15 protein-coding genes are annotated in these 19,518 nt (G+C 65.2%); 6 read left to right on the top strand and 9 right to left on the bottom strand.

Going from position 1 to position 19,518, the window contains the following annotated elements; translation table 11 throughout:
* Positions 1-76: 76 nt before the first annotated feature.
* From mutL to CW305_RS22235, 4 genes are read right to left on the bottom strand one after another with little or no spacing between them, the layout of a single operon-like run.
* A complete protein-coding gene (gene mutL / locus CW305_RS22250; protein ID WP_104099019.1) occupies positions 77-1,954 on the bottom strand; it encodes a DNA mismatch repair endonuclease MutL in 1,878 nt (625 codons plus the stop codon).
* On the bottom strand, positions 1,951-3,387 hold the full coding sequence (locus tag CW305_RS22245) for an N-acetylmuramoyl-L-alanine amidase (protein WP_104099018.1): 1,437 nt from the start codon (positions 3,385-3,387) through the stop codon (positions 1,951-1,953). Before CW305_RS22245 ends, mutL begins: the two co-directional genes overlap by 4 nt.
* Positions 3,384-3,854: a tRNA (adenosine(37)-N6)-threonylcarbamoyltransferase complex ATPase subunit type 1 TsaE gene (tsaE, locus tag CW305_RS22240; RefSeq protein ID WP_044315140.1), complete on the bottom strand. Its 471-nt coding sequence runs from the start codon at positions 3,852-3,854 to the stop codon at positions 3,384-3,386. The genes CW305_RS22245 and tsaE overlap by 4 nt, the downstream gene beginning before the upstream one ends.
* Positions 3,842-5,332, bottom strand: coding sequence for an NAD(P)H-hydrate dehydratase (locus tag CW305_RS22235; RefSeq protein ID WP_104099017.1), 1,491 nt, complete (start codon positions 5,330-5,332; stop codon positions 3,842-3,844). The genes tsaE and CW305_RS22235 overlap by 13 nt, the downstream gene beginning before the upstream one ends.
* A 69-nt stretch (positions 5,333-5,401) precedes the next feature.
* Between CW305_RS22235 and queG the strand changes: the two genes are divergently transcribed.
* On the top strand, positions 5,402-6,475 hold the full coding sequence (queG, locus tag CW305_RS22230; RefSeq protein WP_104099016.1) for a tRNA epoxyqueuosine(34) reductase QueG: 1,074 nt from the start codon (positions 5,402-5,404) through the stop codon (positions 6,473-6,475).
* Between the two features lie 21 nt (positions 6,476-6,496).
* Here the strand turns inward: queG and ftsH are convergent, their stop codons facing one another.
* The 4 genes from ftsH to mpl all read right to left on the bottom strand — a co-directional run bounded on the left by ftsH (position 6,497) and on the right by mpl (position 10,876).
* A complete protein-coding gene (ftsH, locus tag CW305_RS22225) occupies positions 6,497-8,344 on the bottom strand; it encodes an ATP-dependent zinc metalloprotease FtsH (protein WP_104099015.1) in 1,848 nt (615 codons plus the stop codon).
* Between the two features lie 88 nt (positions 8,345-8,432).
* Positions 8,433-8,723, bottom strand: a complete 291-nt coding sequence (locus tag CW305_RS22220; protein WP_102821352.1) for a YceK/YidQ family lipoprotein — start codon at positions 8,721-8,723, stop codon at positions 8,433-8,435.
* 1 nt (position 8,724) lies between these two features.
* Positions 8,725-9,354, bottom strand: coding sequence for a flavin prenyltransferase UbiX (gene ubiX, locus CW305_RS22215; protein WP_102821353.1), 630 nt, complete (start codon positions 9,352-9,354; stop codon positions 8,725-8,727).
* 172 nt (positions 9,355-9,526) lie between these two features.
* Positions 9,527-10,876 (bottom strand): UDP-N-acetylmuramate:L-alanyl-gamma-D-glutamyl-meso-diaminopimelate ligase, encoded by a 1,350-nt coding sequence (gene mpl, locus CW305_RS22210; protein WP_104099014.1) that lies wholly within the window; start codon positions 10,874-10,876, stop codon positions 9,527-9,529.
* A 204-nt stretch (positions 10,877-11,080) separates the two neighbouring features.
* Here mpl and yiaY point away from each other — a divergent pair, with 204 nt between their 5' ends.
* From yiaY to eutC, 5 genes are all read left to right on the top strand, one after another.
* The gene (yiaY, locus tag CW305_RS22205) at positions 11,081-12,229 is read left to right on the top strand and encodes an L-threonine dehydrogenase (protein ID WP_104099013.1); all 1,149 of its coding nucleotides are present in this window, start codon (positions 11,081-11,083) and stop codon (positions 12,227-12,229) included.
* A 152-nt stretch (positions 12,230-12,381) separates the two neighbouring features.
* Positions 12,382-13,902: an acetaldehyde dehydrogenase ExaC gene (exaC, locus tag CW305_RS22200; protein ID WP_104099012.1), complete on the top strand. Its 1,521-nt coding sequence runs from the start codon at positions 12,382-12,384 to the stop codon at positions 13,900-13,902.
* A 197-nt stretch (positions 13,903-14,099) separates the two neighbouring features.
* Entirely contained in the window at positions 14,100-15,548 is a 1,449-nt protein-coding gene (eat, locus tag CW305_RS22195; RefSeq protein ID WP_104099011.1) for an ethanolamine permease, read from the top strand.
* Between the two features lie 11 nt (positions 15,549-15,559).
* On the top strand, positions 15,560-16,951 hold the full coding sequence (locus CW305_RS22190; protein WP_104099010.1) for an ethanolamine ammonia-lyase subunit EutB: 1,392 nt from the start codon (positions 15,560-15,562) through the stop codon (positions 16,949-16,951).
* Between the two features lie 85 nt (positions 16,952-17,036).
* Positions 17,037-17,831, top strand: a complete 795-nt coding sequence (gene eutC / locus CW305_RS22185; RefSeq protein ID WP_104099009.1) for an ethanolamine ammonia-lyase subunit EutC — start codon at positions 17,037-17,039, stop codon at positions 17,829-17,831.
* A 6-nt stretch (positions 17,832-17,837) separates the two neighbouring features.
* On the opposite strand, the gene CW305_RS22180 is transcribed toward eutC, so the two are convergent.
* Complete coding sequence (locus tag CW305_RS22180) at positions 17,838-19,391, bottom strand: alkaline phosphatase D family protein (protein WP_104099008.1); 1,554 nt, start codon at positions 19,389-19,391, stop codon at positions 17,838-17,840.
* Positions 19,392-19,518 lie beyond the last annotated feature (127 nt).

The following is a 19,518-nucleotide window of genomic DNA, read 5'->3' as shown; positions in this document are numbered from 1 at the left end:
GAAGCTCGACGGTCTTGGCCGCATAGTTTCCGGCGACAGGCGGCCGGCTGCAAGCACGGTTCGCCGCGAGGATTACTCAGCGACCGCGCAGGAACAGCTTGTCCAGTTCGTCCATGCCGAGCTGCGTCCAGGTCGGACGCCCGTGATTGCACTGCCCGCTGCGCTCGGTATGTTCCATATCGCGCAGCAAGGCGTTCATCTCGGGCACCGTCAGCCGCCGGTTGGCGCGCACTGCGCCATGACACGCCATGGTCGCCAGCAGCTCGTTCAGATGGGCCTGAATACGGTCACTGGTGCCGTACTCAAGCAGATCGGCCAACACGTCGCGGACCAGCCGGGTCGCTTCGGCCTGCTTGAGCAGCGACGGGATCTGTCGAATCGCCAAGGTTTCCGGCCCCAGTCGTTGCAGCTCGAAACCCAGCATCTGAAACCATTGCCCGTGCTCTTCGGCGCAGTCGGCTTCACGCTGACTCAGCGCAATCGACTCAGGCACCAGCAATGGCTGCCCGCGCAAGCCTTCGCTGGCCATGGCGGCTTTCAGTCGCTCATAGGTGATGCGTTCGTGAGCGGCGTGCATGTCAACCAACACCATGCCCTGGGCATTTTCGGCGAGGATGTAGACGCCCTTGAGCTGCGCCAGCGCATACCCCAGCGGCGGCACGTCATCCTGACTCGCCGGCAGTGCCGCGGGACCGCTTTCGGGCAACGGCGTGAAGAACTCGCGATAAGCACCCTGAGCTTCGGCGGTATAGCCGGCCGAAGCTGGCCGTGGCGCCTGATAACCGGCCCCTGCGCCGCGCCAGGACGACGTATCACCCTGGGGCCGCTCAAGCACGCTGGCCGCCAGACTCATTTCGTTCTGCCCGGCGAACTCGCCAGCGGCCAGTCCGGAAACCTGCGTCATCGGCGTGACGCTGGCCGGTGCCGCGAGCTGATCTTCCGGCCGCACATCCCCCAGCGCGCGATGCAGCGTGCCGTAAAGGAAGTCATGCACCATGCGGCTGTCGCGGAAGCGCACTTCATGCTTGGTCGGGTGCACGTTGACGTCCACCACCGCCGGGTCGACATCGAGGAACAGCACGAACGTCGGGTGCCGGCCGTTGAACAGCACATCGCGATAGGCCTGGCGTACCGCATGGGCCACCAGCTTGTCGCGAACCATGCGCCCGTTGACGTAGAAATACTGCAGATCCGCCTGACTGCGCGAGAAGGTCGGCAGCCCGACCCAGCCCCACAGTCGCAAGCCGTTACGCTCGATCTCGATGGGCAGCGCCTGCTCGAGGAACGCCGGCCCGCATACCGAAGCGACACGACGCGCGCGCGCCGCATCGTCTTCGGCCTGGCGCAGCGCCAGCACGACCTTGCCGTTGTGGCGCAGATGGAAGGCCACGTCGAAACGCGCCAGCGCCAGGCGCTTGATGACTTCCTGAAGGTGATCGAATTCGGTCTTCTCGGTGCGCAGAAACTTGCGTCGCGCCGGCGTATTGAAGAACAGATCGCGCACCTCCACCGAGGTGCCCACTGGATGCGCCGCGGGCTGCACCCGCGCTTCCATTTCACGCCCCTCGGTCTCCACCTGCCAGGCCTCGCTGGCATCGGCGGTGCGTGAAGTCATGGTCAGACGCGAGACGGAACTGATCGAAGCCAGCGCTTCGCCCCGAAAACCCAGACTCATGACCCGTTCGAGGTCTTCCAGATCACGAATCTTGCTGGTGGCGTGACGCGCCAGGGCCAGCGGCAGATCGTCCGGCGGAATGCCGCAGCCGTCGTCGCGCACTCGCAGCAGCTTGACCCCGCCCTGCTCGATGTCCACATCGATGCGTCGCGCGCCCGAATCCAGACTGTTTTCCAGCAGCTCCTTGATCACCGAGGCCGGGCGTTCCACCACCTCGCCGGCGGCAATCTGGTTCGCCAGCCGCGGACTTAGCAGCTGGATGCGCGGCACCTCGCTCATGGTTGCGAGGCCAGCGTGGTGGCGGGAATGCTCAGCGTCTGGCCGATCTTGATCACGTCATTGCGCAGATTGTTGGCGCTGCGCAGGGAAGTCAGGCTTACCTGATAGCGCTGGGCGAGCAATGCCAGGCTCTCGCCGGAACGTACGATGTGCTCGCGCGGCGCACTGGCGATCTTGCCGGAATCCCGCAACCAGGCCACATAGGTTCCAGGCGGCGGATTCTCATGGAAGAACTGCCTTACGCCACTGTGGATCGAGCGCGCCAGCGACTGCTGGTGGCTCGCTGTCTGCAGCTTCTTGGCCTCGGACGGGTTCGAGATGAAGCCGGTCTCCACCAGAATCGACGGGATATCCGGCGACTTCAGCACCATGAAGCCCGCCTGTTCGACCCGCCGCTTGTGCAGTGGAGTGATGCGCCCCATGTTGCTCAATACCTTCTGCCCGACATTCAGGCTCGATGACAACGAAGCCGTCATCGACAGGTCCAGCAGCACACCAGCAAGCATCTGATCCTTGTCGCCCAGGCTGACGTTGCCGGCACCGCCAATCAGGTCGGAACGGTTCTCGCTGTCGGCCAGCCAGCGCGCGGTTTCCGAGGTAGCACCGCGGTCAGACAGGGCGAACACTGAGGCACCGTAGGCCGCCGAACGCGGCGCAGCATCGGCATGGATCGAGACGAACAGATCGGCGCCCTTCTTGCGCGCGATCTCGGTACGTTTGCGCAGCGGGATGAAGTAGTCGCCGGTGCGCACCAGCTCGGCTCGAAAACCCTTGTCGGCGTTGATCTGCCGTTGCAGTTCCTTGGAAATCTGCAGCACCACGTGTTTCTCGTAGATCTTGCCGGGGCCGATCGCGCCGGGGTCTTCGCCACCATGACCGGCGTCGATGGCGATCACGATGTCGCGCTTGCTGCTCGCCGTAGCCGGCAGCTTCACCGCCGGCAGGGTCGGGGAAACCGGCGCGGCGGGCGTCGCCGGGGTAGCGGTGGCTGGCGGCTGGGTCGCGGCGCGAGCGGATGTCGCCTGATCGAAGAGGTCGACCACCAGGCGATGACCGTATTGCTGATTGGGCGCCAGACTGAAGCTCTTCGGCGCTACTGGCGCATGCAGATCGACGACCACGCGAAGTGTGTCGGCATCGTGCTGGCCGGCGCGCAGGGAGGCGACCGGCGTGTTCTTTAACGGCAGCTTGTCGAGTTCGGCCTTGAGCGTCGCGCCGGTCACGTCGATGACCAGCCGATCAGGCGCAGTAAGGGTGAAGATCTTGTGCTCGACCGGGCCGGATAGATCGAACACCAGGCGGGTGTTGTCCGGCGCACGCCACAGACGCACGCTCTGCACATCGCTGGCGGCATGAAGGTCGGTTGCCATCAGCAACAGCACCAGTCCACCAATCAGGGTGCGAATGCGCGTACCCAAACCCATGTTATTCATAGCTCTCCGTCGGTCAGGGCGACACACCAGGCTTCGCCCCGCGCGGTGTGGGGCGACAGGCGCAGCGTACGGCCGGCCTCATGCGGTGCAATGGTAATGTCCATGTCGGCCTTTGGCAAAATGCCGGCCCCGCGCTCCGGCCATTCGATCAGGCACAGCGCATTGCCTTCGAAATAGTCGCGGATGCCGAGGAACTCCAGTTCTTCCGGATCGACCAGACGATACAGGTCGAAGTGGTAAACCTGCACATCGTCCAACTCGTAGGGTTCGACCAATGTGAAGGTCGGACTCTTGACCTTGCCCGCATGACCGAAGCCGCGAATCAGGCCGCGCGACAACGTGGTCTTGCCCGCACCGAGATCACCATGCAGATAGATGACGCCAAGACCGCCGGTCGCCTGAGCGATGCGTGCGCCCAGCGCGAGCATGGCAGCCTCGTCTGCGGCATACAGATTCACTTCCGGCATGGCGACTGCTCCTCGAGCAACTGACGAATCACGGGAATCAGATCGCTGGCGACGAGTCCGCGCCCCTGCTCACCCAAGCACTCGCCAGCGGAGGCGTGTAACCACGCCCCCAGGCAGGCCGCATCGAATGGCGTCAGGTCTTGGGCCAGCAACGCACCGATCACGCCGGCCAACACGTCGCCCAAACCGGCACTGGCCATCGCCGGATGGCCGCGATCACAGAGCGCCAGCCGCCCATCCGCGGCGGCGATCAGCGTACCGGCGCCTTTGAGCAGTGCCACGCAGGCGTAGCGATGGGCCAGCGCACGCGCCGCAGCGGGGCGATCAGCCTGTATCTCGGCCACCGAGCATTGCAACAGACGCGCAGCCTCGCCCGGGTGCGGCGTGATTACGCTCGCTGCCGGCAATTCGATGCTGCCAGCCGCCAGCAGGTTAAGCGCATCGGCATCCCACACTTGGGGCGACTCATGTTGGGCCGCCAACGACAGCAGGCTACGCCCCCAGGGCGCCTGACCCATTCCAGGGCCGACCACCAATACATCGGCGCGCTCGACCAGCGCCGTCAGCGCATAAGTCGATTCGACGCCACTGCACATGATTTCCGGGCGGCGCACCAGCGAAGCGGTGACATGCTCTGGGCGTGTTGCCAGCGTCACCATGCCCGCACCGCAGCGCAATGCCGCCTCGGCGCTAAGCAGTGCGGCGCCGCCAGTTCCCAGATCGCCGCCAATCACCAGCACCTGTCCGAAGCTGCCCTTGTGCGCTACTGGCGAGCGCGGCGCGACACGTATGAGCGAGCCGTGGTCCAGGCGCACGGCCTCGCTCGCCACCTGCGCGACGATCGCCGGATCGGCCTGCAGATCGTCGAACACCAGGGTGCCGACGCGATCAGGACCGTCGGCGGTAAACAGGCCGAGCTTGAGGCCGATAAAGGTAACACTGATGTCGGCACGCACCGCATGGCCCAGCACCCGCCCGCTGTTCGCACACAGACCGGACGGCAGATCGATGGCCAGCACCGGCAATTCGCTGGCATTGATCGCCTCGATCGCGGCGACATAGGGCTCGCGCACGTCACCGGCAATGCCGGTGCCCAGCAGCGCATCCACCAGCACGCCCTGCAGCGGCGCCTCGGAGTGCCAGCGCTCGACGGCCACACCGCTCGCCCGTGCCTCGGCCAGGGCCTGCGCGGCATCGCCCTGCAAAGCTTGCGGATCGCCCACCGCCAGCACCCGCACCTGCCAGCCGGAGCGCTGCGCCAGCGCCGCAACGATGTAGCCATCGCCGGCGTTATTGCCACGTCCGGCCAGCACGGTGACCGCCCCGGCATCCGGCCAGCGCCGACGCAGCGCACGCCATGCGGCATGAGCGGCACGCTGCATCAATTCGAAACCGGGAGTGCCGGCGGCAATCAGGCGCGCATCGAGTTCGCGCACCTGGGCGGCGGTATACAGAGCGACGGGCAGGGAATCGGTCATCGGAGCAGGGATCATCGCGGCGGAATGTCTGGCAGAATTATACGCACCCGCCTGTCATGCCGCTCTCCAATGTCCAGCCTCTCTCTCGACCCCGCCGCCCTCGCCCAATCCATCAAGGAATGGGGGCGTGAGCTCGGCTTCCAGCAGGTGGGGATCACCGATGTCGACCTCGGCGAGCACGAAGCGCATCTGAAGGCCTGGCTGGCAGCCGGGTATCAAGGCGAGATGGACTACATGGCCGCCCACGGCAGCAAGCGTTCGCGGCCGGACGAACTGGTGCCGGGCACGCTCAGGGTGATCTCGCTGCGCATGGACTACCTGCCCGGCGACACACGCATGACGCAGCAGCTCGCAAGTCCGGAGAAGGCCTATGTGTCACGCTACGCGCTGGGCCGCGATTACCACAAGTTGATCCGCAAACGCATCCAGCAGCTCGCCGAGCGCATTCAGCAGATGGTCGGCCCGTTCGGCTTTCGCGCATTCGTCGACAGCGCGCCGGTGCTGGAGAAGGCCGCCGGGCAGCAGGCCGGGCTCGGCTGGATCGGCAAGAACACCCTGCTGCTCAACCGCAAGGCCGGCAGCTGGTTCTTTCTCGGCGAACTGTTCGTCGATATCGCGCTGCCGGTCGACGAACCGACGACTCGCGATCACTGCGGCAGCTGCCACGCCTGCCTGGACGTCTGCCCCACCGATGCCTTCGTCGGCGAGCGGCTACTCGATGCGCGACGCTGCATTTCCTATCTCACCATCGAGCTGAAAGGCGCGATCCCCGTCGAGCTGCGCGACAAGATCGGCAACCGCGTATTCGGATGCGACGATTGCCAGATCGTCTGTCCGTGGAACCGATTCGCCCGCCCCACCGAGCAGAGTGACTTTCAACCACGCCATAGCCTGGACAACGCCGAGCTGGCGACCCTGTTCCGCTGGACGGAAGAGGAGTTTCTCAGCCGCACCGAGGGTTCGCCGCTACGCCGCGCTGGTTACCAGCGCTGGCTGCGCAACCTGGCGGTCGGTCTGGGCAACGCGCCGTCAAGCATCCCGGTGCTGGAAGCGCTCCAGGCGCGCCGCGACGACCCCTCGGAGCTGGTACGCGAGCATGTCGAGTGGGCGCTGGCGCAACATGCCCAGCGCCAGGCCGACTGACTCGCCAGCCCTGAGGCCGCATCAGGCCTGAGGGGGTGCCTGTACCGGATCGCTGGCTGGAGCCGCGCTGAGCTCACGCAGCTCATCGGCATCCAGCGTCTCCTGCTGCAGCAAACGACGCGCGCAGCGCTCAAGCAGTTCATGCCGCTCCTCGAGCAATCCCAGGCTGCGCTGGAATGCAGACTGCACCAGCTCCTGCACTTCCTCGTCGATCGCCGTGGCGGTGCTCTCGGCATAATCATGTTGCGGCTTGAGGCCGAGCATCGCCTCGTTGCCAAGGAAGGAGTTCGGCTCACGCTCCAGCGCCAGATGCCCGAGACGCTTGGACATGCCGTAACGGGTGACCATGGCCCGGGCAATGTCGGTGACCTTGGCCAGATCGTCCGCGGCGCCGGTGGACAGATGGGCGAACACCAGCCATTCCGCCGCGCGCCCGCCGAGCAGCACGGCCATCTTGTTTTCCAGCTCCTCGCTGGTCATCAGGAAGCGGTCCTCGATGGGCCGCTGGATGGTGTAGCCCAGTGCGCCCATGCCGCGCGGGATGATCGACACCTTGTGCACCGGATCGACCCCCGGCAGCGCCATGGCCACTAGCGCATGGCCCATCTCGTGATAGGCGACGATCTCGCGTTCGCGCGGGTTGAGCAGGCGGTTGCGCTTCTCCAGCCCGGCGATGATCCGCTCGATGGCCGCGGTGAAGTCTTCCATGGCCACCGCTTCGGCATTGCGCCGGGTCGCCAGCAGCGTCGCCTCATTGACCAGATTGGCCAGATCGGCACCGGTAAAGCCCGGCGTCAGCGCGGCGATGGCCTGCGGGTCGACATCGATACCCAGACGCGACTTCTTCAGGTGCACATTGAGAATCTGCACCCGCCCGACCTTGTCCGGCCGATCGACCAGCACCTGGCGGTCGAAACGGCCGGCGCGGAGCAGGGCCGGGTCGAGAATTTCCGGGCGGTTGGTGGCCGCCAGCAGAACCAAGCCGCTGGAGGTATCGAAGCCGTCCATCTCCACCAGCAGCTGGTTGAGCGTCTGCTCCTTCTCGTCATGCCCGCCGGACAATGGTCCGGCGCCGCGGGCGCGGCCGAGGGCATCCAGTTCGTCGATGAAGATGATCGCTGGCGCCTGGGCCCGCGCCTGTTCGAACAGATCACGCACCCGCGCGGCACCGACGCCGACGAACATCTCGACGAACTCGGAGCCGGAAATGGAGAAGAACGGCACTTTTGCCTCGCCGGCCACGGCCCGCGCCAGCAGCGTCTTGCCTGTGCCCGGGGGCCCGACCAGCAGCACGCCTTTCGGCATGCGCCCGCCGAGACGACCGTACGTCTGCGGGTCGCGGAGGAACTCGATGATCTCCTTGAGCTCGTCCTTGGCCTCGTCGACCCCGGCAACATCGGCGAAGCTCACCTTCATGTCGGTCTCGACGTAGACACGCGCCTTGCTCTTGCCGATCTGCATCATGCCGCCGCCGCCCAGGCCGCTGCCGATGCGCTTGAGCAGGAACAGCCAGATGCCGAAGAAGAGCATGGCCGGCACGATCCACGACAGCAGGTCACGCACCAGCGTGCTTTCCACCTTACCGGTGTAGCGCACCGGGTACTGCTGCAGATGCTCGGCCAACTGCGGTTCGACGCGATTGCTGATGAACCGCCGCTGACCGCTGGCCAGCGGCTCCTTGAGCAGGCCCTCGATGCGTCGCTCGGTGATCGCCAGCTCTTCGACGCGGCCCTCCTTGAGGTGCTGCTCGAACTCGCTGTAGGGGATGGTCGCCACCTCCTGCTGGATCGACAGCAGGTACTGCAGGCCGAGAAACACCAGAATGGCGATCATCCAGTAATTCATGTGGAACTGAGTTCGGTCTTTCACACCTGTTCTCCTTGTGCCGCAGACGGGGAAATTATGCCTGCTGCACGGGAGGCCAGCCCGAACCCAGATCAGTAATAAGGCGCGCCGCTCAAAGACCGCCGCGCACGCCGAGGCCGACACCCAACTCCGCCGCCACGGCGAAGGGCAGCAGCAGCGTATCCACCAGGGCGCTGGCGGGCAGATCCAGCGCGGCATATTTCGGCGGCATGGCACCGAATCGATCCACGGGGCAGCAGCCGCCGTTGAGGCTGTACCAGTCCAGGCGCGTGCCGGAATAAATGATCGGCGCGCCAGGCTTGGCGGCGTCCAACGTGCGCACGCTGGCACAGCCGCCGAGCAGGCTCAGCGTCGCCAGGACTAGCAGCGCTCGGCCGAGCATGTCAGTCGTCGCTGACGATATGGTGCTCACCCCAGCGCGGCAGCATGTCCTGCGGGATGTTGAGCAGATTGAGGATGCGCGCGACGACGAAATCGACCAGGTCGTCGATGGTCTGCGGCTGATGATAGAAGCCTGGCGAGGCCGGCAGGATGGTTACGCCAAGGTTGGACAGCTTGAGCATGTTCTCCAGGTGGATGCTCGAATACGGCGCCTCGCGCGGGACCAGGATCAGCTGGCGGCGCTCCTTGAGGGCAACGTCGGCGGCACGCTCAATCAGGTTGTTGCAGGCGCCGGTGGCAATTGCCGACAGCGTGCCAGTGGAGCAAGGCACCACCACCATGGAGGTCGGTGCACCGGAGCCGGAGGCCGGTGGCGCCATCCAGTCCTCCTTGGCGAACACGCGGATCTGCCCGGCGGCGGCACCGGTGTATTCCGAGAGGAATGCCTGCATCGCCTGCGGCTTGGCCGGCAGCACCACGTCGGTTTCGGTAGCCATTACCAGCTGCGCGGCCTTGGAGATCAGGAAATGCACCTCGCGGTCTTCCTGGATCAGGCAGTCGAGCAGGCGCAAACCATACTGCGCGCCGGATGCGCCAGTCATGGCCAGGGTAATGCGTTCCGGTCCGCTCATATATCTGCTCCCTTTGTAGCCGCTTGGTCGTGTTCGGGTGGGCTGAAGCGGAACGCCGCCCGACCCACCCTACTTGCTGATGCGATCCGCGTGGAAATGCCTTCGGCGATTTCCACCCTGCCCACGGTCATCGTCGGGTGGAAAACCGCGAAGCGTTTTCCACCTTGAGCAGTCAGCTCAACGCCTCGGCCAGCTTGTTGTGCAACCCACCAAAACCGCCATTGCTCATGACCACCACCTGGGTGCCCGGCACGGCGTCAGCTTTGACCTTGGCAATGATCGCCTCCAGCGAATCGCAGACCGTGGTCTGCACCGGCGAGCCGGCGACGGTTGCGGCCAGATCCCAGCCAAGATTGGCGGGTGCGTACCAGATCGCCTGGTTGGCCAGCGCCACGGATTCAGCCAGGCCCTCGCGATGCGCGCCGAGCTTCATGGAGTTGGAACGCGGTTCGACCACCGCGATGATCGGCGTATCACCGACGCGCTTGCGCAGGCCGTCGAGGGTGGTGGCGATGGCGGTCGGGTGGTGGGCGAAGTCGTCATAGATGGTCACGCCGTTGACCTCGGCGACCTTTTCCATGCGTCGCTTGACGCTCAGGAACTCGCTCAGCGCCTCGGCGCCCTGCTTCGGCAGCACGCCGACATGCCGTGCCGCGGCGAGCGTCGCCAGCGCATTGTTGACGTTGTGCAGACCGGTCAGCTGCCAGTCCACCACGCCCTGTACCTCGCCATCGAAGATCACCTCGAAGCGCGAACCGTCCTCGCTGAGCAACCTGGCCTGCCACTGGCCACCCTCGCCGGTGGTCTGCACCGGCGTCCAGCAGCCCAACTCGATGACGCGTTTGAGCGCCGTTTCCGACTCGGGATGGATGATCAGCCCTTCTCCCGGCACGGTACGCACCAGATGATGGAATTGCCGCTCGATGGCGCCGAGATCCGGGAAGATATCCGCGTGATCGAACTCCAGATTGTTCAGGATGGTAGTACGCGGGCGGTAGTGGACGAATTTGCTGCGCTTGTCAAAGAAGGCGCTGTCGTACTCGTCGGCCTCCACCACGAAGAACGGCGTACCGCCGAGCCGTGCGGAGATGCCGAAGTTCTGCGGCACGCCACCGATGAGGAATCCCGGGCTCATGCCGGCATGTTCCAGAACCCAGGCCAACATGCTACTGGTGGTGGTCTTGCCATGGGTTCCGGCCGCCGCCAGCACCCAGCGCCCCTGCAGCACGTGGTCGGCCAGCCACTGCGGGCCGGAGACATAGGGCAGGCCCTTGTTCAGCACGTATTCCACCGCCGGGTTGCCGCGACTGAGGGCATTGCCGATCACCACCAGATCCGGCGCCGGCTCGAGCTGGCTCGGCTCGTAGCCCTGGGTCAGCTCGATGCCCTGGGCTTCGAGCTGGGTGCTCATCGGTGGATAGACGTTGGCGTCGGAGCCGGTGACGCGATGCCCGAGTTCCTTGGCCAGCACCGCGAGCGAACCCATGAAGGTGCCGCAGATGCCGAGAATGTGGATATGCATGGATGCCCTCAAAAGCGGTGAGACCCACTGAAAAACTGCGGCGCAGGTTAGCACAGCAGGTACCGCCAGCCGACCAGGCACCGTTAGTCGGACGCAGAGCCGAAACAAGACCGACCAGTCACCTTCTTGAGCCAGATCATTTCGCCCTCAGGTCCAGATGCGATGCTGCGAAAACCTCATTCCAGACAATCGCAGGCATTCACCATGAGCAGCACCTTCTTCATACCCGCAGTGAACATGATGGGCGCCGGAAGCCTTGATGAAGCGATGGTCGCCATCGCCAACTACGGCTTTCGCAAAGCGCTGATCGTCACCGATGTCGGACTGGCACGAGCAGGCGTCGCCGAAAAGGTCGCCGCGCTGCTGGCTGCTGCGGATATCCAATCGATCGTATTCGACGGCGCACAACCGAACCCAACCGTCGGCAACGTCGAGAAGGGCCTGGCCCAGCTGCGCGACAGCGCCTGCGATTTCATCATTTCCCTCGGTGGCGGCTCGCCTCATGACTGCGCCAAGGGCATCGCCCTGTGCGCCACCAACGGCGGGAATATCGCCGCCTACGAAGGCGTCGACCGCTCGGCCAAACCACAACTGCCGCTGGTGGCGATCAACACCACCGCCGGCACCGCCAGCGAGATGACTCGCTTCTGCATCATCACCGACGAAACCCGCCACGTGAAAATGGCCATCGTCGACCGCAATGTCACGCCGCTGCTGTCGGTGAACGACCCGGCATTGATGGTCGCCATGCCCAAGGGGCTGACCGCCGCGACCGGCATGGACGCCCTCACCCACGCGATTGAAGCCTATGTCTCGACCGCCGCCACGCCGATCACCGATGCCTGCGCGCTCAAGGCCATCGAACTGATCTCGGCAAACCTGCGTACCGCCGTCGAGAACGGCAGCGACATGCCCGCCCGCGAAGCCATGGCCTACGCACAGTTCCTCGCCGGGATGGCGTTCAACAACGCCTCGCTGGGCTACGTCCACGCCATGGCTCACCAGCTCGGCGGCTTCTACGATCTGCCGCACGGCGTCTGCAACGCCGTACTGCTGCCTCACGTGGAAAGCTACAACGCCAGCGTCTGCCCCGAACGCCTGCGCGACGTTGCAACCGCGATGGGCGTGGAGACCCGCGGACTCGACGCCGCGCAGGGTGCCGAAGCCGCACTCGTGGCAATCCGTACCCTGTCGCAGGCAATCGGCATTCCGGGCGGCCTGGCCGAGCTTGGCGCCAAGGCCGATGACATCCCGACGCTGGCCGCCAACGCCATGAACGATGCCTGCGGCCTGACCAACCCGCGCCGCGCCACGCAAGAGGAAATCGAAGCGATCTTCCATTGCGCCCTCTGAGCCCCTGGGCCGGGGCTTCTGCCCCGGCCCGACCGCGCGGCAGCGCTCGCTCTGCCGCCACGAAAAGCGCCCCTGGCCACCGCGACAGTATTCAAGTCGTGATCTACGCTTTATGCAGCGAATCTCCATCCAAGAACAAATTGGAGCCCCCCATGATCTACGCCCCTCCCGGCACCGATGGTGCCCTCGTTACCCTCAAGGCCCGCTACGGCAACTTCATCAATGGCGAGTTCGTCGAACCCGTCAACGGGCAGTATTTCACCAACCTGTCTCCGGTTAACGGACAGCCGATTGCCGAGTTTCCGCGCTCCGACGCCGCCGATATTGAGAAAGCCCTGGACGCCGCCCATGCCGCTGCCGACGCGTGGGGCAAGACCAGCGTGCAGGCACGCTCGCTGATCCTGTTGCAGATCGCCGACCGCATCGAGCAGAACCTGGAGATGCTCGCCGTCACCGAAACCTGGGACAACGGCAAGGCGGTGCGCGAGACGCTGAACGCGGATATCCCGCTGGCCGCCGACCACTTCCGCTACTTCGCCGGTTGCATCCGTGCCCAGGAAGGCACCAGCGCCGAGATCGACGAACACACCGCGGCCTACCATTTCCACGAGCCGCTGGGCGTGGTCGGGCAGATCATCCCGTGGAACTTCCCGATCCTGATGGCCGCCTGGAAGCTCGCTCCGGCGCTGGCCGCCGGGAACTGCATCGTGCTCAAGCCGGCCGAGCAGACCCCACTGGGTATCAGCGTACTGATGGAGGTGATTGGCGACCTGCTGCCCCCGGGCGTGCTCAACGTCGTACAGGGCTATGGCCGTGAAGCCGGCGAAGCCCTGGCCTCCAGCAAGCGCATCGCCAAGATCGCCTTCACCGGCTCCACCCCGGTGGGCTCGCACATCATGAAGCGCGCCGCGGAAAGCATCATCCCGAGCACCGTGGAGCTGGGTGGCAAGAGCCCGAACATCTACTTCGAAGACATCATGCAGGCCGAACCGACCTTCATCGAGAAAGCCGCCGAAGGCCTGGTGCTGGGCTTCTTCAACCAGGGCGAGGTGTGCACCTGTCCGTCCCGCGCACTGGTGCAGGAGTCGATCTACGCGCCGTTCATGGAAGCGGTGATGAAAAAGGTCGCGCAGATCAAACGCGGCGACCCGCTGGACACCGAGACCATGGTCGGCGCCCAGGCCAGCCAGCAGCAGTTCGACAAGATCCTGTCCTACCTGGAAATCGCCAAGGGCGAAGGTGCGGAGGTACTGACCGGCGGCGCCGCTGAAAAACTCGAAGGCTCACTGGCGACCGGCTATTACATCCAACCGACCCTGCTCAAGGGCACCAACGAGATGCGCGTGTTCCAGGAGGAAATCTTCGGCCCGGTGATCGGCGTCACCACCTTCAAGGACGAGGCCGAGGCGCTGGCCATCGCCAACGACACCGAATACGGCCTCGGCGCCGGCGTCTGGACCCGCGACATCAACCGCGCCTACCGCATGGGCCGGGCGATCAAGGCGGGCCGTGTCTGGACCAACTGCTACCACCTCTATCCGGCGCATGCCGCGTTCGGTGGCTACAAGAAGTCCGGCGTCGGGCGCGAAACCCACAAGATGATCCTCGACAGCTACCAGCAGACCAAGAACCTGCTGATCAGCTACGACATCAACCCGCTGGGCTTCTTCTGATAGATCAGCGCGGGTGGCACACGCCGCCCGCGCCTTGAACAAGACACCTGCCGGGCTCCGCCGTGGTGCTGCGGAGCACGCAAAAGGTGCGTTCCTGCCGAACTTGGCTGACAAAACACCGCAAATATCGCATTTCCGGCGTGGGGCATGACGCTTGCTAGGGAGAGACCTGCCAACCTATCCAAGAGGATTTCCCCATGGCCCTCGAACACAGCCGTTCAACGCCACCGCACCATGCAATCGATTTCGAAACCGTTGGCAGTAGCTATTTCCAGGAACGCGAACTGAAGAAAGGCGCCGCCGGCTGGGTGCTGCTGGTCGGTCTCGGCGTCGCCTACGTGATCTCCGGCGACTATGCCGGCTGGAACTTCGGGCTCGCCCAGGGCGGTTGGGGTGGCTTGTTCATCGCCACGTTGCTGATGGCGACCATGTACCTGTGCATGTGCTTCTCGCTGGCCGAGCTGTCATCGATGGTACCCACGGCTGGTGGCGGCTACGGCTTCGCCCGCACCGCCTTCGGCCCATTGGGCGGCTTTCTCACCGGCACGGCGATCCTCATCGAATACGCCATCGCGCCGGCGGCGATCGCCGTGTTCATCGGCGCCTATTGCGAGTCACTGTTCGGCATCGGCGGCTGGATGATCTATCTGGCCTTCTACATCGTCTTCATCGGCATCCATATCTTCGGCGTCGGCGAGGCGCTGAAGCTGATGTTCATCATCACCGCCGTCGCTGCCCTGGCGCTGGCCGTGTTCATCATCGCGATGGTGCCGCACTTCTCGGTGGACAAGCTGCTCGATATCGCACCGACCACCGCTGCAGGCGCCAGCAACTTTCTGCCCTACGGCTACGTCGGCATCTGGGCGGCAATTCCCTATGCCATCTGGTTCTTTCTCGCCGTGGAAGGCGTACCGCTGGCCGCCGAGGAAACCAAGAATCCGCAGCGCGACATGCCGCGCGGGCTGATCGGCGCCATGCTGATTCTGGTCGCCTTTGCTGGCCTGATCTTGCTGGTCGGCCCGGGCGGCGCCGGCTCCAGCACTCTGGTGGCGTCCGGCAATCCGCTGGTGGAAGCGCTGACCACCGCCTACGGTTCGTCCACCTGGATGAGCGGCTTCGTCAATCTGGTCGGCCTGGCCGGGCTGATCGCCAGCTTCTTCTCGATCATCTATGCCTACTCGCGGCAGATCTTCGCCCTGTCGCGCGCCGGTTACCTGCCGCGCAAGTTGTCGCTGACCAACAGGAACAAGGCGCCGGTGCTGGCACTGGTGATTCCCGGTGTGATCGGCTTCCTGCTGTCGCTGACCGGCCAGGGCGACCTGTTGATCCTCGTCGCGGTGTTCGGCGCGACCATCTCCTACGTCTTGATGATGGCCTCGCACATCGTCCTGCGCCTGCGCCGGCCGGATCTGCATCGCCCGTACAGGACACCCGGCGGCATCGTCACCTCTGGCGTGGCGCTGGTACTGGCCTGCATCGCGGTGATCGCGGGCTTCCTGGTCGACCCGCGGGTGGTGATCGGCGCCGCGATCATCTACGGGATCTTCATCGCCTATTTCGCGATCTACAGTCGACACCATCTGGTGGCCGGCACGCCGGAAGAGGAATTCGCGGCGATCGAGCAGGCCGAGGCGACACTCAAGTAGGGAGAGCAGCGATGACGTACTCGCACAGCGTGGGCGGCACCACCTGGCGCTTCGACGACCTGCGCGAGGTGATGGCCAAGGCCAGCCCGGCACGCTCCGGCGACCTGCTCGCCGGAGTCGCGGCGGGCAGCGACGCCGAACGCGTGGCGGCGCAGATGTGCCTGGCCCAGGTGCCGCTCAAGCGTTTTCTCGAGGAAGCACTGATTCCCTACGAAAGCGATGAAGTGACTCGGCTGATCATCGACAGCCATGACGCCGCTGCCTTCGCCCCGGTCAGCCACCTGACCGTGGGCGATTTTCGCAACTGGCTGCTCGGCGAGGATGCCGACGAGTCGTCGCTAAAGGCTCTGGCACCCGGCCTGACGCCGGAAATGGTCGCTGCGGTGTCGAAGATCATGCGCGTGCAGGACCTAATCCTCGTCGCGCAGAAGGTCCGGGTCGTCACCCGCTTTCGCAACAGCATCGGCCTGGCCGGACGCATGTCCACCCGGCTGCAGCCCAATCACCCGACCGACGACGGTGCGGGCATCGCTGCGAGCATCCTCGACGGTCTGCTCTACGGCAACGGCGATGCGGTGATCGGCATCAACCCGGCCACCGACAGCACCGCCGGCATCTGCGAGCTGCTGAAGATGCTCGATGCGGTGATCGGCCGCTACGAGATTCCGACCCAGGCCTGCATCCTCACCCACGTCACCACCTCCATCGAGGCGATCAATCGCGGCGCGCCGCTGGATCTGGTGTTCCAGTCCATCGCTGGCACCGAGGCGGCTAACGCCAGCTTCGGCATCAGCCTGGCGACGCTGCAGGAAGGCTACGAGGCCGGGCTGTCGCAGAAGCGCGGCACCCTCGGCGACAACCTCATGTACTTCGAGACCGGCCAGGGCAGCGCGCTGTCGGCCAACGCGCACCACGGCGTCGATCAGCAGACCTGCGAAGCCCGCGCCTACGCCGTCGCGCGCCGCTACAAACCGCTGCTGGTGAACACCGTGGTCGGCTTTATCGGCCCGGAGTACCTCTACAACGGCAAGCAGATCATCCGCGCCGGGCTGGAGGACCACTTCTGCGGCAAGCTGCTCGGCGTGCCTATGGGTTGCGACATCTGCTACACCAACCACGCCGAAGCCGACCAGGACGACATGGACATGCTGCTGACCCTGCTCGGCACAGCGGGCATCAACTTCATCATGGGCATCCCGGGCTCGGACGATGTGATGCTCAACTACCAGACCACCTCCTTCCACGACGCCCTCTACGTGCGCCAGGTGCTCGGCCTCAGGCCCGCGCCGGAATTCGAGGAGTGGCTGGCGAAGATGCAGATCCTCCGCCAGGACGGCAACCGCCTGCAGCTCGGCCGCGAGCTGCCCGAAGCCTTCCGCCGGGCGCTGGAGAACATGGCATGAAGCGGCTCTTGATACCTCGGCCATGCTCAGGTGGAAAACGCTGCGCGCTTCTTCACGCGTCTGACCGTCACGCTCCGAGGTAGCCATGCCCGATCGAACCCCCGCGATAGAGAATCCCTGGCAGCACCTGCGCCAGCTGACCCCGGCACGCATCGCCCTTGGCCGGGCTGGTGTCAGCCTGCCCACCGACGCGCAGCTGGATTTCCAGTTCGCCCACGCCCAGGCGCGCGATGCCGTGCATCTGCCGCTGGACTGCGCAGCGCTGGCCGCCGAACTGGAAAAGCATAACCTCAGCCATCTGCATCTGCGCAGCGCCGCCACCGACCGGCAGATCTACCTGCAGCGCCCGGACCTCGGTCGGCGCCTCGACGAAGTCAGCGCCGCAACGCTCGATGAGCATGCGGGCGACGGTTGCGATCTGGCGCTGGTGATCGCCGACGGCCTCTCGGCACTGGCGGTGCAGCGCCACGCCGCACCGATGGCCTTGAAGATCGCCGAGCAGTGTCAGGCCGAAGGCTGGGCGCTCGGGCCGATCACCCTGGTCGAACAGGGCCGCGTCGCGATTGCCGACGAAATCGGCCAGCGGCTGAAGGCGCGCATGGTGGTCATTCTGCTCGGCGAACGCCCAGGGCTCAGTTCGCCGGACAGCCTGGGCCTGTACTTCACCTGGGCGCCGCAGGTCGGCCGGCACGATGCGCAACGCAACTGCATTTCCAACATTCGCCCCGAGGGTCTGAGCTACAACCTCGCCGCGCACCGCCTGCTCTATCTGATGCGCGAAGCCAGCCGCCGGCAGCTCTCTGGCGTACAGCTCAAGGACGAGGCAGAAGTCCCGGCGCTGGAAGGTGAATCCCGCGCCGGCAACTTCCTGCTCGGCTGAGCCGGCTCAGGCCGGCTGCCAGGGCTCAAGCGTCTGGCTGTAGACCACCGTGCCGTCGATGTCGCGCAGACTCACGCCCAGCGCACCGCTCTGCGCGTCGATCTCCACCTCGCCGAAAAACTGGAAGCCGGCCCGCGGCGAGCTGTTCGCAGTCGCCGGAGCCTTCTGGAACACCACCTCCGGACCAAAGGTACCGTCCAGCGGATTCGGTCCAAAGCTGCCGGCGTTCAGTGGCCCGGCGACAAACTCCCAGAACGGTTCGAAACGCTGATAGGCAGCGCGATTGGGATGATAGTGGTGCGCCGCGCAGTAGTGCACATCCGCGGTCAGCCAGACGGTGTTGCGCACTCGTGCACGCTGGATGAAGGTCAGCAGGTCGGCGATTTCCAGCTCCCGGCCCAACGCCTCACCGTCGTTGCCATTGGCGATTGCCTCCCAGCGCGGACCGTCCGGTACGTGCAGGCCGATGGGCATGTCCGCGGCGATGACCTTCCAGGTCGCGCGCGAGGCCCGCAGCTCTCGCTTGAGCCATCGCAGCTGCTCGCGGCCGAGAAACGCCGTGTCGGTGCCCTGCTCCGCTTGCAGGTTGTGAGTGTTCGGCCCACGGTAGCTGCGCATGTCCAGCACGAACACATCCAGCAGCGGCCCGTAGCTGACCTTGCGATAGATGCGCCCGAGCTTGTCGCCGCGGGCCATGCGCATCGGTGCGTATTCCAGATACGCCTGGCGTGCGCGCTGCACCAGCGTATCGATGTCGCGCACCTGCTGATAGCGGCCATCCAGCTCCTTGCTCGGCGACCAGTTGTTGGTCACCTCGTGGTCATCCCACTGCCAGACCTGCGGCACCTCGGCGTTGAAGGCGCGCAGATTTTCGTCCAGCAGGTTGTAGCGGTAGTTGCCGCGAAACTCATTGAGCGTCTCGGCGACCTTGCTCTTCTCTTCGGTGACCAGATTGCGCCAGATGCTGCCGTCCTCGGCAGTCAGCTCGGCTGGGATCGGCCCGTCGGCGTAGATCACGTCTCCGCTGTGCAGGAAGAAGTCCGGTCGGCGCATGCGCATGCTTTCGTAGATGCGCATGCCGCCGAAGTCCGGGTTGATGCCGTAGCCCTGGCCGCAGGTATCGCCACCCCAGACAAAACGGATATTGCGCGGGCGAGTTGGTGCGCTGCGTAGAAAGCCGAACCAGGGCTCGCTGAGCACGCCGCTGCGGGCATCCTCGAAGCGCGCGCGGTAGAAGATCGACTGATCTGCCGGCAGCCCACGCAGATCGACGCGAGCCGTGAAGTCCTGACCGGCATCGGTGATCGAAGACAGCATGCGCCGCGGATTGCCGAAGCGGCTGCGCGTATCCCACTCGACGACCAATCGCCCAGGCCTGTCGCAGCGGCTCCAGATCAATGCGCGGCCGTCCGTGACGTCGCCGGACTGCACGCCGTCGAGCATCTGCGGGCGCTCGCGCGGCGCGGCGATGATGGCAGGCGCAATGCCCAGGGCCGGCAGGGCGATGCCGGCGCCGATGCCCTGCAGCAGTTGGCGGCGTTTCTGATCCGGTGCGGTCATCTCGGGGTCTCCTTGCGAGTGAGTGGTTCTCCTGATGTAGCCGCCCCGCTTGACAGTCCCGTGACGCACCGACCGACGGTACGTCACTGCTTGTCGCATCCCGCAGCCACGCTTAATGTGGGCGCCC

It is taken from the genome of Stutzerimonas kunmingensis (assembly GCF_002929225.1).
GTDB lineage: Bacteria > Pseudomonadota > Gammaproteobacteria > Pseudomonadales > Pseudomonadaceae > Stutzerimonas.
The sequence above is the reverse complement of the archived record's forward strand: the minus strand, read 5'-3'. Positions and strand labels throughout refer to the sequence as shown.

Bases quoted from the DNA above. Each gene is read 5' to 3' on its own strand.
- mutL (WP_104099019.1), bottom strand. From the start codon at position 1,954: ATGAGCGAGGTGCCGCGCATCCAGCTGCTAAGTCCGCGGCTGGCGAAC.
- CW305_RS22245 (WP_104099018.1), bottom strand. From the start codon at position 3,387: ATGAATAACATGGGTTTGGGTACGCGCATTCGCACCCTGATTGGTGGA.
- tsaE (WP_044315140.1), bottom strand. From the start codon at position 3,854: ATGCCGGAAGTGAATCTGTATGCCGCAGACGAGGCTGCCATGCTCGCG.
- CW305_RS22235 (WP_104099017.1), bottom strand. From the start codon at position 5,332: ATGACCGATTCCCTGCCCGTCGCTCTGTATACCGCCGCCCAGGTGCGC.
- queG (WP_104099016.1), top strand. From the start codon at position 5,402: ATGTCCAGCCTCTCTCTCGACCCCGCCGCCCTCGCCCAATCCATCAAG.
- CW305_RS22220 (WP_102821352.1), bottom strand. From the start codon at position 8,723: ATGCTCGGCCGAGCGCTGCTAGTCCTGGCGACGCTGAGCCTGCTCGGC.
- ubiX (WP_102821353.1), bottom strand. From the start codon at position 9,354: ATGAGCGGACCGGAACGCATTACCCTGGCCATGACTGGCGCATCCGGC.
- mpl (WP_104099014.1), bottom strand. From the start codon at position 10,876: ATGCATATCCACATTCTCGGCATCTGCGGCACCTTCATGGGTTCGCTC.
- yiaY (WP_104099013.1), top strand. From the start codon at position 11,081: ATGAGCAGCACCTTCTTCATACCCGCAGTGAACATGATGGGCGCCGGA.
- exaC (WP_104099012.1), top strand. From the start codon at position 12,382: ATGATCTACGCCCCTCCCGGCACCGATGGTGCCCTCGTTACCCTCAAG.
- eat (WP_104099011.1), top strand. From the start codon at position 14,100: ATGGCCCTCGAACACAGCCGTTCAACGCCACCGCACCATGCAATCGAT.
- CW305_RS22190 (WP_104099010.1), top strand. From the start codon at position 15,560: ATGACGTACTCGCACAGCGTGGGCGGCACCACCTGGCGCTTCGACGAC.
- eutC (WP_104099009.1), top strand. From the start codon at position 17,037: ATGCCCGATCGAACCCCCGCGATAGAGAATCCCTGGCAGCACCTGCGC.
- CW305_RS22180 (WP_104099008.1), bottom strand. From the start codon at position 19,391: ATGACCGCACCGGATCAGAAACGCCGCCAACTGCTGCAGGGCATCGGC.